A 14,802-nucleotide genomic window follows, 5' to 3' on the forward strand; every position below is an offset into this window, starting at 1 on the left:
TCCTTGGCATAGCCATTGCATACGATTGCATCAAAATTAATCATCGAAAGCCGGAGAAGGACTGAAGCGATGCTTATCAAGAAGAACAAGACCCGCGCGGCGCTGATCGCGCTGCTGGCGCTCGGCAGCGCGGCCGCCTGGCCAAGCGTGGTCGCTGCGGAAACTGTGCTGCGTATCGGCATGACTGCTGCCGATATTCCGCGCACCCTCGGCCAGCCCGATCAGGGTTTTGAAGGCAACCGCTTCACCGGCCTCACCATGTATGACGCGCTGACCGGCTGGGACCTGTCCTCTGCCGACAAGGCGAGCGTGGTGATTCCGGGTCTTGCCACCGAGTGGAAGGTCGACGATGCCGACAAGACCAAGTGGGTGTTCAAGCTGCGCCCTGGCGTCACCTTCCATGACGGCTCGCCGTTCAACGCGGACGCCGTGGTGTGGAATGTCGAGAAGGTCTTGAAGCAGGACGCGCCGCAATTCGACGCCAGCCAGGTCGGCGTCACCGCCTCGCGCATGCCGACGCTGGCTTCTGCGAAGAAGATCGACGACATGACGGTCGAGCTCACCACCAAGGAGCCCGACAGCTTCCTGCCGATCAACCTCACCAATTTGTTCATGGCGAGCCCGGCGAAGTGGCAGGCCTTCTACGACAAGGCCGAAGGTGCCGACGCCAAGGCGAAGTCGCAAGCCGCCTGGACCGCCTTCGCCAAGGACGCCTCGGGCACCGGCCCGTGGAAGATGGCGAGCTTCACCCCGCGCGAACGGCTCGAGCTGGTCAAGAACGCGAGCTACTGGAACAAGGATCGCGTGCCCAAGGTCGACAAGATGGTGCTCTTGCCGATGCCGGAGGCGAACGCGCGCACCGCGGCGCTGCTGTCCGGCCAGGTCGATTGGGTCGAAGCACCGGCGCCGGACGCGCTGCCCGAACTGAAGCAGCGCGGCTTCAAGCTCTACGCCAACGAGCAGCCGCATGTCTGGCCGTGGCAGTTCTCGCGCGTCGAGGGCTCGCCCTGGAACGACATTCGCGTGCGCAAGGCGGCAAACCTCTGCGTCGATCGCGAAGGCCTCAGGGAGGGCCTGCTCGGCGGCCTGATGGTGCCGGCGACCGGCACCTTCGAGCCCGGCCATCCCTGGCGGGGAAAACCGACCTTCGAAATCAAGTATGACAAGGCGGCTGCGCAGAAGCTGATGCAGGAGGCCGGCTTCGGCCCCAACAAGAAGCTGACGGTGAAGACGCAGACTTCTGCATCGGGCTCGGGTCAGATGCAGCCGCTGGCGATGAACGAATATCTCCAGCAGGCGCTGGCCGAATGCTATTTCGACGTGAAGCTCGACGTTATCGAGTGGAACACGCTGTTCACCAACTGGCGTCGCGGCGCCAAGGACCCCTCGGCCAACGGCTCGAATGCGACCAACGTCACCTACGCGGCGATGGACCCGTTCTTCGCGCTGGTGCGCTTCCTGCAATCGAGCATGGCGCCGCCGGTCTCGAACAATTGGGGCTTCATCAACAACCCCAAATTCGATGAGCTGGTGAAGAAGGCGCGCCAGACCTTCGATCCCGGCGCACGTGACGCCGCGCTCGCCGAATTGCACGCAGCCTCCGTCGACGACGCTGCCTTCCTCTACGTCGCCCACGACGTCGGCCCCCGCGCGATGAGCCCGAAGGTCACGGGCGTCGTGCAGCCGAAGAGCTGGTTCATCGACTTCTCGCCGGTGTCGATCAAGCAGTAATTCGCGCCGCGTACTCGCTGCACCCTCTCCCCTCCTGTCCGCCGAAGCCTTGGCGAAGGCGGATGTGGGAGAGGGTGGCTTCGCGACAGCGAAGCCGGGTGAGGGGGCTCTCTCCGCGGTTACCGCTTTCGCGTTCGTAACGACCGTATCCGGGGTTAGAACCCCTCATCCGGCGCCGTAGCCGAAGCTTCGCTTCGGCGTCGACTTGAAGAACGGCCGCCGGAGGCGGCCTATGCCATCTTCTCCCACAAGGGGAGAAGGGAAGAAAGAATCCAACGTGCTCGCCTATACCGCCAGACGCATTGTCTATGTCGTCCCCATCGTCATCAGCGTGGCGCTGGTGTGCTTCCTGCTCGTGCACATCACGCCGGGCGATCCGCTCGTCGCCGTGCTGCCGGCCGATGCGTCGCAGGAGCTCGCCGCGCAGCTGCGCGCCGCCTATGGCTTCGACCGGCCGCTGCCGGTGCAGTTCGGCCTCTGGCTCTTGCGCGCGCTGCATGGCGATCTCGGCAATTCCATCGCCACCGGGCGCCCGGTGCTCGCCGAGGTCATGCGCGCGGTCGGCAATACCGTCACGCTCGCGATTGCCGCGGCCATCATCGGCTTCACCATGGGCATCCTGCTCGGCCTGATCGCCGGCTATTTCCGCGAGACCTGGATCGACAAGGTCGCGACCTCCTTTGCCATCGCCGGCGTCTCGGTGCCGCATTACTGGCTCGGCATGCTGCTCGTCATCATCTTCTCGGTCCAGCTCAACTGGCTGCCCGCGGTCGGCGCCGGGCCCAGCGGCTCCAACTCCTGGGCGTGGGATTGGGCGCACCTCAAATACCTCGTGCTGCCGGCGATCACGACCTCGGTGATTCCCATGGGCATCGTCACCCGCACGGTGCGCGCGCTCACCGGCGACATCCTCTCCCAGGATTTCGTCGAGGCCTTGCGTGCAAAGGGCCTGCATGAGCTCGGCGTGTTCCGTCACGTCGTCAAGAACGCCGCACCCACCGCGCTCGCGGTGATGGGGCTCCAGCTCGGCTACATGCTCGGCGGCTCGATCCTGATCGAGACGGTGTTCTCCTGGCCGGGCTCGGGCTTCCTGCTCAACTCGGCGATCTTCCAGCGCGACCTGCCGCTGCTGCAGGGCACGATCCTGATCCTGGCGCTGTTCTTCGTCTTTCTCAATCTGCTGGTCGACATCGCCCAAGCCGCGATCGATCCGCGCATCAAGCGGGGCTAGCCGATGAGCGAGCTTCCGTTGACAGCCACCGCCGACGCTGCGCTGCAGGCCGCACCCGCCACCAAGGCGCGCGGTTATTGGGCGACCGTCGGCCGCCGCATCATGCGCGACAAGGTCAGCATGGCCTGCGCGCTGGTGCTGCTGCTGATCTTCCTCTCCGCGATCCTCGCGCCGTGGCTCGGTCTCGAAGACCCCTACAAGGGCTCGATGATCCGCCGCCTGCGCCACATCGGCACCACAGGCTATCCGCTCGGCACCGACGAGCTCGGCCGCGACATGCTGGCGCGGCTGATCTATGGCGGCCGGCTGTCGCTGGTCATCGGCATCCTGCCGGTGATCCTCGCCTTCTGCATCGGCACCTCGCTCGGCATCATTGCCGGCTATGTCGGCGGCAAGCTCAATACCGCGATCATGCGCACGGTGGACGTGTTCTACGCCTTCCCGTCGGTGCTGCTGGCGATCGCGATCTCCGGCGCGCTCGGCGCCGGCATCCTCAACTCCATCGTGGCGCTCACCATCGTGTTCGTGCCGCAGATCACCCGCGTTGCCGAAAGCGTCACGACCGGCGTGCGCAACATGGACTTCGTCGAGGCCGCGCGTGCCTCCGGCGCGGGACCGTTCACCATCATGCGCGTCCACATCCTCGGCAACGTGCTGGGCGCGATCTTCGTCTATGCGACCAGCCTGATCTCGGTCTCGATGATTTTGGCAGCCGGCCTGTCCTTCCTCGGCCTCGGGACAAAACCGCCGGAGCCGGAATGGGGCCTGATGCTGAACACCCTGCGCACCGCGATCTACGTCAATCCCTGGGTCGCAGCCCTGCCGGGCGCGATGATCTTCGCGGTCTCGATCTGCTTCAACCTGCTCTCGGACGGCCTGCGCAGCGCCATGGACATCAGGAACTAGGCCATGAGCGAAACCAACACGTCCGTCGCCATGCTGGAACCGGTCGAGGACCGCGGCGGCGTCGCGCAGCCGCTGCTTCAGGTCAACGGCCTGACCAAGCATTTCCCGGTGCGCGGCGGCCTGTTCGCCGCCAAGCGCACCGTGCGCGCCGTCGACAACGTCTCCTTCTCCGTCGCCAAGGGCGAGACCGTCGGCATCGTCGGCGAGTCCGGCTGCGGCAAGTCGACCACCGCGCGCCTCTTGATGCATCTGATGCCGCGCGATGACGGCGACATCATCTATGACGGCATGACGGTCGGGCAGTCCTTGTCGCTGCGCGAGCTGCGCCGCGGCATGCAGATGGTGTTCCAGGACTCCTACGCCTCGCTCAATCCGCGCCTGACGATCGAGGAATCCATCGCCTTCGGACCGAAGGTCCACGGCATGGCCGATGGCGCGGCGCGCAACCTGGCGCGCGAGCTGCTCGGCAAGGTCGGCTTGCGTCCGGAAACCTTCGCCAACCGTTATCCGCACGAGATCTCCGGCGGCCAGCGCCAGCGCGTCAACATCGCCCGTGCGCTTGCTCTCTCGCCGCGGCTGGTGATCCTGGATGAGGCCGTCTCCGCGCTCGACAAATCCGTCGAGGCCCAGGTGCTCAACCTGCTCGCCGATCTCAAGCGCGAGTTCGGCCTGACCTATCTCTTCATCAGCCACGACCTCAACGTGGTCCGTTACATCTCGGACCGCGTGCTGGTGATGTATCTCGGCGAGGTCGTCGAGCTCGGTCCGGTCGATCAGGTCTGGGACGCGCCCGCCCACCCCTACACGCGCGCCCTTCTCGCGGCGATGCCGTCATCGGACCCCGACAGGCGCACCGAGACGCCGCCGATATCGGGCGACCCGCCCAATCCGATCGATCCGCCCTCGGGCTGTCGCTTCCACACCCGTTGTCCGTTTGCGGAGCCGCTCTGCGCAAATGCGACACCAAAGCTCACCGCGCTCGATAGAATGGGCCACGAGGCCGCGTGCTACATGGCGATTCCGGGTTCAGGCCATAGCCGCGCGCCCAGGGAGAAGACCGCATGACCAGACCGACACCGAAAGAGATCAAGCCGATCGCGCAAATTGCCGGCGTGCCCGTGGACGACGAGATCGCAACCCGCATCTCCAATGCCATAGGGCCCGCCTTCGAGGGCTTTGCCGCGATCGCCGGCACGCTGCCCTTCGACCTAGAGCCGGCGTCCTACGTGCTCGCGCAGACGCAGAAGGTGTCGAAATGAGCCGTGAGCCCGCCTTGATGACGCTCACCGAGGTCGCGCGCGCGATCGCGATGAAGCAGCTGTCCTCGCATGAGGTGACGCGTGCGCTGCTGCACCGCATCGCGCAATGGCAGCCGCATCTCAACGCCTTCATGTCGATCGAAGCGGAAGCCGCGCTGAAGGCGGCCGAGGCCGCCGACGCCGAGCTCGCCAAGGGCAACGCCCGCGGGCCGCTGCATGGCGTGCCGCTCGCGCACAAGGACATGTACTACGACGCGGGCCACGTCGCGACCTGCGGCTCGCTGATCCGGCGCGATTTCGTGCCGACCGTCACGTCCACCGCCTTGCAGCGGCTGAAGGATGCCGGCCAGGTCCGGCTCGGCACGCTGCATCTCGCCGAGTTCGCTTATGGTGCGACCGGGCACAACAGCCATTATGGTCCGGTGCGCAATCCCTGGAACGTGGCGCACATCACCGGCGGCTCGTCCTCGGGCTCGGGCTCGGCGGTCGCAGCGCGCCTGACCTATGCCGCGCTCGGCTCCGACACCGGCGGCTCGATCCGCATGCCCTCGCATTTCTGTGGTGTCACGGGGCTCAAGACCACCTGGAGCCGCGTCAGCCGCGCCGGCGCTATGCCGCTGTCGCAATCGCTCGACACGGTCGGCCCGCTCGCGCGCACCGCGGAGGATTGCGCGTTGCTGCTGGCGTTGACGGCCGGCCCGGATCCGGAGGATCCGACCGCGAGCCGCGAGCCTCTCTCGGACTACGTCGCCGCGACCAAGGGATCTCTGAACGGCCTCAAGATCGGCGTGCCCGCGACCTACTATGTCGACGATCTCGACAGCGAGGTCGCGCGCGTGCTCGACGAGACCATTGCGGTGCTCAAGCGCGAGGGCGCCGACATCGTCAAGGTCGAGCTGCCGGACCAGCGGCAATTGCAGGCGGCGAGCCAGCTCGTGCTGGCCGCTGAAGCCGCCGCCTTCCACAAGCGCTGGCTGATCGAGCGTTCGCAGGATTACGGCGCGCAGACATTGATGCGCCTCCAGAACGGCCTGGCCGTTCCCGCCATCACCTATCTCGAAGCGATGCGCTGGCGTGGGCCGGCGCTTGCCGCGCACAATGCGGCGACCGCGGGCGTCGACGCGGTGATCGCGCCGGCATCCCCGGTGCCGGCGCCGTCGATCGAGGAGAGCGATGTCGGTGGCGGCCCGAACGCGCCGTCGCTGTTGCAGCGGCTGACGCTGTTCACCCGTCCCGTGAACTTCTTGGGCCTGCCGTCGCTGACCATTCCCTCGGGCTTCACCAAAAGCGGACTGCCTGTCGGCATGCAGCTGATCGGCCGCTCCTTCGACGAAGCGACCCTGCTCACCATCGGCGCGGCCTTCCAGCGCGCCACCGACTATCACGATCGATTGCCGAAACTGCCGTCATGACAAAACTCGTCGAGATCTCGGGCCTCAACATCCGCTTCACCGGCGAGCGCACGGTCTATGCCGTGAACGACCTCAGCCTCTCGCTCGGCAACAGCGAGGTGCTGGGCCTGCTCGGCGAGTCCGGTTCGGGCAAGAGCGTGACCTTGCGCGCGCTGATGCGCCTGTTGCCGAAGAAGCGCACGCAGATCTCCGGCACGGTCAACGTGCTGGGCCGCGACGTGCTCGCGATGAACGACGAGGAGCTGTCGTCGTTCCGCGGCCAGACCGTCTCGATGATCTTCCAGGAACCCGCGCTCGCGCTCGATCCGGTCTACACCATCGGCGCACAGATCGCCGAAAGCGTGGTGCGCCATGAAGGCAAGAGCTACGCGGAGGGTAGGGCACGTGCGCTCGAAATGCTCGAGGTCGTGCGCATCCCCTCGGCCAAGCGCCGGCTGGACGCCTATCCGCACGAGATGTCCGGCGGCATGCGTCAGCGCGCGATGATCGCGCTCGCGCTCGCCTGTCGGCCAAAAATCCTGCTGGCGGACGAGCCGACCACCGCGCTCGATGCCACAGTGCAGATCCAGATCCTCTTGCTGCTGCGCGAGCTGCAGCGCGAGTTCGGCATGTCCGTCATCTTCGTCACCCACGACATCGGCGTCGCGATCGAGATCTGCGACCGCGTCGCGGTGATGTATGCCGGCCAGATCGTGGAGCAGGGCACGCTTCGCGACATCGTCCGCTCGCCGGTGCATCCCTACGCCAAGGGCCTGCTCGCCTCCACCGTCCATGGCGCCAAGCGCGGCGCCCGCCTGGAGACCATTCCCGGCACGCCGCCCTCGCTCGCCGAGAAGCCGCACAACTGCTCCTTCGCTCCCCGCTGCGCTGTGGCCCAGCCGCGCTGCCTGGAGCAATTGCCTGCGAATGTGGAGGTGGGTCCGGGCCGGGCGGCGCGGTGCGTGCTGGCAGAGCCGGTTGTTGCGACGTAGCCGCGGCCCAACCGGCCGGCCGCGAGCAGCATTCACACCCCATTCATCCCGGTTCCCGTTCCATGGCTCCGTTCACGGAGAGGGACCTCACTTATGTACATTTCCAACGAAGGCCTGCTCGTCATCCTGTTCGTTGGCCTGGTCGCCGGCTGGCTTGCCGGCAAGGTGGTGCGCGGGACCGGGTTCGGCGTCATCGGCGACATCGTGGTCGGCATCGCCGGCGCGCTGGTGGCGAGCTTCCTGTTTCCGAAGCTCGGCATTCGGCTCGGCACCGGCCTGATATCCGAGATCGTCTATTCCGCGATCGGCGCGGTCATCCTGCTGCTGGTGGTGCGGCTGGTGCGCGGCGGCGGCCGGCTCTAGCCGGCCGCTCGGTTCGATGGATCGGAACTTGCCGCCTCTCCTGAGCTGGGGAGGGCGGCAGCCTCTGCACCAAAAAGCCGCAAAGACTGTGAAATACCGGACTTGCGTGCGGGGCCGTCAGAGGTAGATGTGGCCTATCAGGGTTCTGGGTGAACTCGGCTGCGTTGGACGCAGAGCGAACATGATGTTAATCCGGGGCGAGTACCCTGAATTGCCCGTGAAATCAGGGGCTGTGGCCCCCACCTGAAAGAGATCAGACTGATGGCAGCCATCCCTGGCGTCCGCCGTTCAGAGCTCGGTGACGCCTTGCGCGCCTGTCGCACGGCATTCATCGGCGTCGGCCTGATGAGCTGCATGATCAACCTGCTTTATCTGACCGGGTCGATCTTCATGCTGGAGGTCTACGACCGGGTGCTGCCGAGCCGCAGCATTCCGACCCTGGTCGGCCTCATCATCCTCGCCAGCTTCCTCTACATGGCGCAGGGTGTGCTGGACATGATCCGCAACCGCATCCTGGGGCGGATCGGTACCTCGCTCGACGAAGCCCTCAACAAGCGCGTGTTCGACACCATCGTGCGCCTGCCGCTCCTGGTCGGCAGCCGCAACGAGGGTCTGCAGCCGCTGCGCGATCTCGACAATGTCCGCTCCTTCCTCGGCGGCATGGGCCCCAGCGCGTTCTTCGACCTGCCCTGGCTGCCGCTCTATCTCGCCATCTGCTTCGCCTTCCACGTCCTGATCGGCGTCACCGCGCTGGCCGGCGCCATCATCCTGGTCGGCCTGACGCTGGTCACCGAGTTCATGTCCCGCCAGCCGGCGAAGGAGGCGATGGGCCTTGCCGCCCAGCGCAACGATCTCGCCCAGGCCAGCCGCCGCAACGCCGAGGTGATGGTGTCGATGGGCATGGCCGGACGGATGAACCAGCGCTGGAGCGAGGCCAACGAAAAATATCTCGCCGGCAATCAGCGGGCGAGCGACGTCGCCGGCGGTCTCGGCGCGGTCGCAAAAGTGCTGCGCATGATGCTGCAATCGGCCGTGCTCGCGGTCGGTGCCTATCTCGTCATCCACCAGGAGGCGACCGCCGGCATCATCATCGCCGGCTCGATCCTGTCCGCCCGCGCGCTCGCGCCGGTCGATCTCGCCATTGCGCACTGGAAATCCTTCGTCGCCGCGCGTCAGAGCTGGCACCGCCTCACGCGCCTATTGGAGCAGATGCCGGCGCAGACGATGCCGACCCAGTTGCAGGCGCCCACCAGCCGGCTCTCGGTCGAAGGTGTCGCCATGGTGCCGCCCGGCGATCAGCGTCTCGTGGTGCAGGACATCACCTTCGCGCTCGCCGCAGGCAACGGCCTCGGCGTGATCGGCCCGAGCGGTTCCGGCAAGTCGTCATTGATCCGCGCGCTGGTCGGGGTCTGGCAGCCGGTGCGCGGCAAGGTGCGGCTCGACGGCGCGGCGCTCGATCAATGGTCGTCCGACATGCTCGGCCGCCACGTCGGCTATCTGCCGCAGGATGTCGAATTGTTCGGCGGCACCATCGCGCAGAACATCAGCCGGTTCGATCCCGCGGCGACCTCTGAAGGCATCATCGCGGCTGCGAAGGAAGCCGGCGTGCACGAGATGATCATCAAGATGCGCGAGGGCTACAACACGCAAGTCGGCGAGCAGGGCGCTGCGCTGTCGGCAGGCCAAGCGCAGCGCGTGGCGCTGGCGCGCGCGCTCTACGGCAACCCCTTCCTGATCGTGCTCGACGAGCCCAACTCCAATCTCGACACCGAAGGCGATGAGGCGCTGACCCGTGCCATCCGCTCAGCGCGCGAGCGCGGCGCCATCGTCGTCGTGGTGGCGCACCGCCCGATCGGCGTCGAGGCGGTCGACCAGATCCTGGTGCTGCGCGACGGCCGCATGCAGACGTTCGGACCGAAGGAGCAGGTGCTCGCCCAGGTGCTGCAGCCGCGCGTGACGCCGCCGGCACCGATCAAGATCGTCAGCGAAGGCGGAGTGGCCAAATCATGAGTACAAAGTCATGAGCACGATGGCCATCGGCGACGCGAAGCCTGCCGCGAAGAAGACCGTACGCGACTCTATCAAGTTTCACCTGATCCTCGGCCTTGTGATCGTGCTGGTCCTGGTCGTCGGCCTCGGCGGCTGGGCGTCGACCGTGCTGATCTCGGGCGCGCTGATCGCGCCGGGGCAGATCGTTGTCGAATCCAACGTCAAGAAGGTGCAGCATCCGACCGGCGGCGTGGTCGGCGAGCTGCGCGCCCGCGACGGCGACCTGGTCAAGGCCGGCGACATCGTGGTGCGCCTCGACGACACCGTCACCAAGGCGAACCTTGCGATCGTCACCAAGAATCTGGACGCCGCGCAGGCGCGCGCGGCACGACTGCAGGCCGAGCAGCGCGGTGTCGACAAGATCGAATTCCCGCAAAGCCTCCTCGAGCGCGCCAACGATCCGGACGTCAAGGTGCTGCTGTCGGCCGAAACCAAGCTGTTCGACGTCCGCGTCAACGGCCGCACCGGACAGAAGGCCCAGCTGCGCGAGCGCATCACCCAGCTCAACGAGGAAATTGCCGGTCTCAGCGCCCAGGAGAAGGCCAAGGATCAGGAGATCGCGCTGGTGCTGAACGAGCTCACCGGCGTGCGCGAGCTCTACGACAAGCGTCTGGTGCAGATCTCGCGCCTGACCCAGCTCGAACGCGACTCGGCCCGCCTCAACGGCGAGCGCGCGCAGTACATCGCCTCGCGCGCCCAGGCCAAGGGCAAGATCACCGAGACCGAGCTCCAGATCATCCAGATCGACAAGGACGTGGTCAGCGAGGTCTCCAAGGACCTGCGCGAGACCAACGACAAGATCGGTGAGCTGATCGAGCGCAAGGTCGCTGCCGAAGACCAGCTCCGCCGGGTCGACATCCGCGCGCCGCAGGACGGCATGGTGCTGCAATCGAGCGTGCACACGGTCGGCGGCGTCGTCACCGCCGGCGATACCTTGATGCTGATCGTGCCGCAGGCCGACGATCTCCAGGTCGAGGCCAAGGTCAATCCGGTCGACATCGACAAGCTCCAGATCGGCCAGAAGACGCTGCTGCGCCTCTCCGCCTTCAACCAGCGCACCACGCCCGAGCTCAACGGCGTCGTCAGCCGCGTCTCGCCCGACGTCACCACCGACCAGCGCACCGGCCAAGGCTACTACACAATCCGCGTCTCGATGCCGGCCGAGGAGGTCGCCCGGCTCGGCGACGTCAAGCTGATTCCCGGCATGCCCGTGGAAGCCTTCGTCCAGACCGGCGACCGCACCATGCTGTCCTATCTGATGAAGCCGCTGCACGACCAGCTGATGCGGGCGTTCCGCGAGAAGTGACGCGCGAAAGCGCGTCGTCCCGGAGCGCGCTTAACGCGCATCCGGGATCTCGTGCCACGCACTCGGTCTCGTAGGGTGGGCAAAGGCGCAACGCGCCGTGCCCACCATCTTTCTTACGACGCGCATATTGGTGGGCACGCTTCGCTTTGCCCACCCTACGGCACCGCCTTCTTTGCTATAGTTCGGCTCAAGCTCCAAACAATCCGGCGGTCGAACCATGCAATCTCCACCCTCCATCGCCACCGAATCCTTCTCCGATGCGTCCGCGGCCGTTGCCCGGCTCGAAGAAATCTACGAGCGCAACACGAAATTCCTGCGTGACCGGTTCGAGGCTTATGTTGGCGGCGAAGCGATCACGACGCGGGTCCGGGCCTATTATCCCTTCGTCCGTCTCACCACCGCGACGCATGCGCGGCTGGATTCTCGTCTCGCCTATGGCTTCGTCGCCGGTCCGGGCGTGCACGAGACCAGCGTCACGCGGCCGGATCTGTTCCGCAGCTATCTTACCGAGCAGATCGGGCTCCTGATCCAGAATCACGGCGTGCCCGTCGAGATCGGCGAGTCCGCCGAGCCGATCCCGATCCACTTCGCCTATCGCCGCGACATCAATATCGAGGCCGCCATCACCACCAGCGAGAGCTCCGCCGTCACGCGCTCGCTCCGCGATGCGTTCGATGTGCCCGATCTCGCGACGATGGACGATTCGATCGCCGACGGCACCTTCGAGCTCCAGCCGGGCGCGCCGGAGCCGCTGTCCCTGTTCCGCGCCGCCCGCGTCGATTACTCGCTGCGCCGGCTCTATCACTACACCGGTACCGATCCCGAATATTTCCAGAACTTCGTGATCTTCACCAATTACCAGTTCTATGTCGACGCCTTCGCGCAGCTCTGCCAGCAGCGGCTTCAGTCGGGCGAGGCTGGTCTCGATGCTTTCGTCGCGCCCGGCAATGCGATCACGAGCAGCGGCGGCGCCATCAGCGGGACGGCGCCCCTGCGCGCACCGCAGATGCCGGCCTTCCACCTGGTCGCGCCCGGCTATCGCGGCATCACCCTGATCAATATCGGCACCGGTCCGTCCAATGCGCGCAACGTCACCGACCACGTCGCGGTGCTGCGGCCCCATGCCTGGCTGATGCTCGGCCATTGCGCGGGCCTGCGCAACACGCAGCGCCTCGGCGACTACGTGCTCGCGCATGGCTATGTGCGCGAGGACCATGTGCTCGATCGCGAATTGCCGCTGTGGGTGCCGATCCCGGCGCTGGCCGAGATGCAGGTCGCGCTCGAGGAGGCGGTCGAGGACGTCACGGGGCTTGAAGGTTTCGAGCTCAAGCGCCTGATGCGCACCGGCACGGTGGCGAGCGTCGACAACCGCAATTGGGAGATTTCCGGGCGCGAAGTGATCCGCCGCCTGTCGCAGTCGCGCGCGGTGGCGCTCGATATGGAATCGGCCGCGATCGCCGCCAACGGCTACCGCTTCCGTGTTCCCTACGGCACGCTGCTGTGCGTCTCCGACAAGCCGCTGCACGGTGAGATCAAGCTCGCCGGCATGGCCAGTGAATTCTACCGCCGCCGCGTCGGCCAGCATCTCGAGATCGGCCTGAAGGCGCTGGAACGGCTCAAGCAGCAGGAATCCGAACGGCTGCATTCGCGCAAGCTTCGAAGCTTTGCCGAAGTGGCGTTCCAGTAGGGCCGAGCTGCACTTTGCTGCTGACAAGCGGGGCGATTTTCAGCATTGTCCGGCGCGGGGGGCTCGACCGGGACGACTTGATGCCGCTGACGCGCGACAAGATCATCGGCCATGACCTTGAACGGCTGGCCTTTCGCTTCACCATGCTGAACGACGGCGATGTGGTGCAGTGCCAGATCAGCGACGCCGCGATGGACGAGCTCGCGGGCATGCAGGGCACCGAAAGCAGTGCGCGTCAGGCGCAATTCCTGTCGCTGCGCGAGACCATCGAGCGGATCGCGTCAGATCTCTACGACGAGGCGCCGCGGTTTCAAGGTTACGTGGTACGGATTTTCATGCGGCATTTGGCAAAATAATCCAGCCTGCATGCGATCCGCCAGGCGGTGAAAGGATTGGCTGCGAAAGGATTCGTTAACGGCAGCCTGTAGTTGCAATGGATGGCGCCGACCCGGCGTGCGATGATGTCTCGCGGTAATTCACGCCAACATTCTCGCATGACCAGAAGATCACTCCTGCTGCTCGTCGCCGTCGCCCTGCTGGCCGGAAATCTGGCATATGCCAGCCTCTCCGGGCCCAGCGGGTTTGCACGCGATTTCGATCAGAACCTCGCGCGATTCCCACTGGCGGCGTCTATCGCCCGCAGCGATCCCGCCCTCCGGGAGGTCTTGCTCCGAAAGACCGAGGCGGCGTTCAATGAAGGCGGATGGCCCGCCGCGAATGGCGTGCTCAACATCATTCTGGCGAACGAGATGGAAGCCTATGCCGATGACGAACACATCAATGCGGTGGACCGGGCGGAGCTGACAGCCCTTCTGAAGCTCATGAGCGATCCATTGGCATGCAAGTCCTTCCTCATGGCGGGTTTCCAGCGCGGCGAGTTTTCGGACGCAGCACAAGAACTTGCGGAGCTCGGGGCGGCTCACGGGGCGGCGATCGCGAACGGATTCGAACGCAAGACAAAGGGTGTCGCCCGGGCGCAGGCTGGCGACGAGGAGCTCGGAGCGATCGAGATGCAATTGCGTCGGGGGCCTTTCGCGGAGCTCACCCGGCAGGAGCTCGGGGCACAGTCGAGATACCTCGACGGCAACCCCGCTCTGATGTGCAGCGCGGCCATCAAGAAGCAGCTCAATCTGCTGTCAGCAGACAGAGTTTACTCGGCTTACGCCTCGCGCCTGCGGCGAGCCAGGGATAGCAAAATCGATGTCGTCGAGGTCCGCGCGAAGCTGTGCCGCGAACCCGGTAATAGCTTGTCTTGCCCCTGAGCAGGGGCATCGATGGTGAGATGAGCGTGGGCTCCGCTCACCCCTCAAGCTTTCTCAACAACAGCTTCAGCGCCGCCGCTGCGAACACCTGCATGTTGCCGAACCGGTCCCCGCTCCCCGTCTCCAGCGTCATCACCTCTGACGCAGGCCCCGCAACCGCCATGCAGCTGTGGCCGGCGGCATCGCCGTAGCGGTTGCCGGTGGGGCCGGCGGCGCCGGTCTCGGACAGGCCCCAGTCGCTGCCAAAGCGCGTTCGCATCTGCTCGGCCAGCAATTGTGCATAGGGCTCCGACGAGGAGCGAAAGCCCTTCATTCCCTCGTCCGAAATATCCATCAGCACGCGCCTGGCATCGCGGGTGTAGACCACGGCGCCGCCGAGGTAATAGGCGGAGGCGCCGGGCACGGCGAGCAGGCTGGCCGAGATCAGGCCGCCGGCCGATGATTCCGCAACCGCAATGGTCTGCTTGCGCGCGATCAATTGTGCCGCGACCTGTTCCGCGATGCCGACGAGCTCCTTCATCTCCAGTACCCCATTCCTTCGCAACCGAGCTCAGCCTTCCTAGCATATGACAGGATGCTTGGCCGAGTTGCGGGCGGCGGGCAGGCCTGCTTGAATGGCGGGTGC

At 65.9% G+C, this 14,802-nt stretch carries 14 protein-coding genes; 13 read left to right on the forward strand and 1 reads right to left on the reverse strand.

Annotated elements, in window-relative coordinates:
- Positions 1-69 precede the first annotated feature (69 nt).
- The 13 genes from JQ566_RS10870 (at position 70) to JQ566_RS10930 (ending at position 14,177) form a co-directional block, all read left to right on the forward strand.
- Positions 70-1,731: an ABC transporter substrate-binding protein gene (locus JQ566_RS10870; RefSeq protein ID WP_212372236.1), complete on the forward strand. Its 1,662-nt coding sequence runs from the start codon at positions 70-72 to the stop codon at positions 1,729-1,731.
- 277 nt (positions 1,732-2,008) lie between these two features.
- On the forward strand, positions 2,009-2,962 hold the full coding sequence (locus JQ566_RS10875) for an ABC transporter permease (RefSeq protein ID WP_212372237.1): 954 nt from the start codon (positions 2,009-2,011) through the stop codon (positions 2,960-2,962).
- Positions 2,963-2,965: 3 nt separating this feature from the next.
- Complete coding sequence (locus JQ566_RS10880) at positions 2,966-3,868, forward strand: ABC transporter permease (RefSeq protein ID WP_212372238.1); 903 nt, start codon at positions 2,966-2,968, stop codon at positions 3,866-3,868.
- A gap of 3 nt (positions 3,869-3,871) precedes the next feature.
- Positions 3,872-4,933, forward strand: coding sequence for an ABC transporter ATP-binding protein (locus tag JQ566_RS10885; RefSeq protein WP_212372239.1), 1,062 nt, complete (start codon positions 3,872-3,874; stop codon positions 4,931-4,933).
- Entirely contained in the window at positions 4,930-5,127 is a 198-nt protein-coding gene (locus tag JQ566_RS10890) for a hypothetical protein (RefSeq protein WP_212372240.1), read from the forward strand. Before JQ566_RS10885 ends, JQ566_RS10890 begins: the two co-directional genes overlap by 4 nt.
- Entirely contained in the window at positions 5,124-6,539 is a 1,416-nt protein-coding gene (locus JQ566_RS10895; protein WP_212372241.1) for an amidase, read from the forward strand. Before JQ566_RS10890 ends, JQ566_RS10895 begins: the two co-directional genes overlap by 4 nt.
- Positions 6,536-7,510, forward strand: a complete 975-nt coding sequence (locus JQ566_RS10900) for an ABC transporter ATP-binding protein (RefSeq protein ID WP_212372242.1) — start codon at positions 6,536-6,538, stop codon at positions 7,508-7,510. The genes JQ566_RS10895 and JQ566_RS10900 overlap by 4 nt, the downstream gene beginning before the upstream one ends.
- A gap of 93 nt (positions 7,511-7,603) precedes the next feature.
- Complete coding sequence (locus JQ566_RS10905) at positions 7,604-7,873, forward strand: GlsB/YeaQ/YmgE family stress response membrane protein (RefSeq protein WP_212372243.1); 270 nt, start codon at positions 7,604-7,606, stop codon at positions 7,871-7,873.
- Between the two features lie 261 nt (positions 7,874-8,134).
- Positions 8,135-9,883, forward strand: a complete 1,749-nt coding sequence (locus JQ566_RS10910; protein WP_212372244.1) for a type I secretion system permease/ATPase — start codon at positions 8,135-8,137, stop codon at positions 9,881-9,883.
- Between the two features lie 10 nt (positions 9,884-9,893).
- Complete coding sequence (locus JQ566_RS10915; protein WP_212372245.1) at positions 9,894-11,228, forward strand: HlyD family type I secretion periplasmic adaptor subunit; 1,335 nt, start codon at positions 9,894-9,896, stop codon at positions 11,226-11,228.
- Positions 11,229-11,445: 217 nt separating this feature from the next.
- Positions 11,446-12,915 (forward strand): AMP nucleosidase, encoded by a 1,470-nt coding sequence (locus tag JQ566_RS10920; RefSeq protein WP_212372246.1) that lies wholly within the window; start codon positions 11,446-11,448, stop codon positions 12,913-12,915.
- A gap of 80 nt (positions 12,916-12,995) precedes the next feature.
- Positions 12,996-13,271: a DUF1488 family protein gene (locus JQ566_RS10925; protein WP_212372247.1), complete on the forward strand. Its 276-nt coding sequence runs from the start codon at positions 12,996-12,998 to the stop codon at positions 13,269-13,271.
- A 138-nt stretch (positions 13,272-13,409) separates the two neighbouring features.
- Positions 13,410-14,177: a hypothetical protein gene (locus JQ566_RS10930; RefSeq protein ID WP_212372248.1), complete on the forward strand. Its 768-nt coding sequence runs from the start codon at positions 13,410-13,412 to the stop codon at positions 14,175-14,177.
- A 37-nt stretch (positions 14,178-14,214) separates the two neighbouring features.
- Here JQ566_RS10930 and JQ566_RS10935 read toward each other — a convergent pair whose 3' ends face one another.
- Entirely contained in the window at positions 14,215-14,697 is a 483-nt protein-coding gene (locus JQ566_RS10935; RefSeq protein WP_212372249.1) for a CinA family protein, read from the reverse strand.
- Positions 14,698-14,802: the final 105 nt, after the last annotated feature.

Source organism: Bradyrhizobium sp. SZCCT0231 (assembly GCF_018130245.1).
In the GTDB taxonomy this organism is placed as follows: domain Bacteria; phylum Pseudomonadota; class Alphaproteobacteria; order Rhizobiales; family Xanthobacteraceae; genus Bradyrhizobium; species Bradyrhizobium japonicum_F.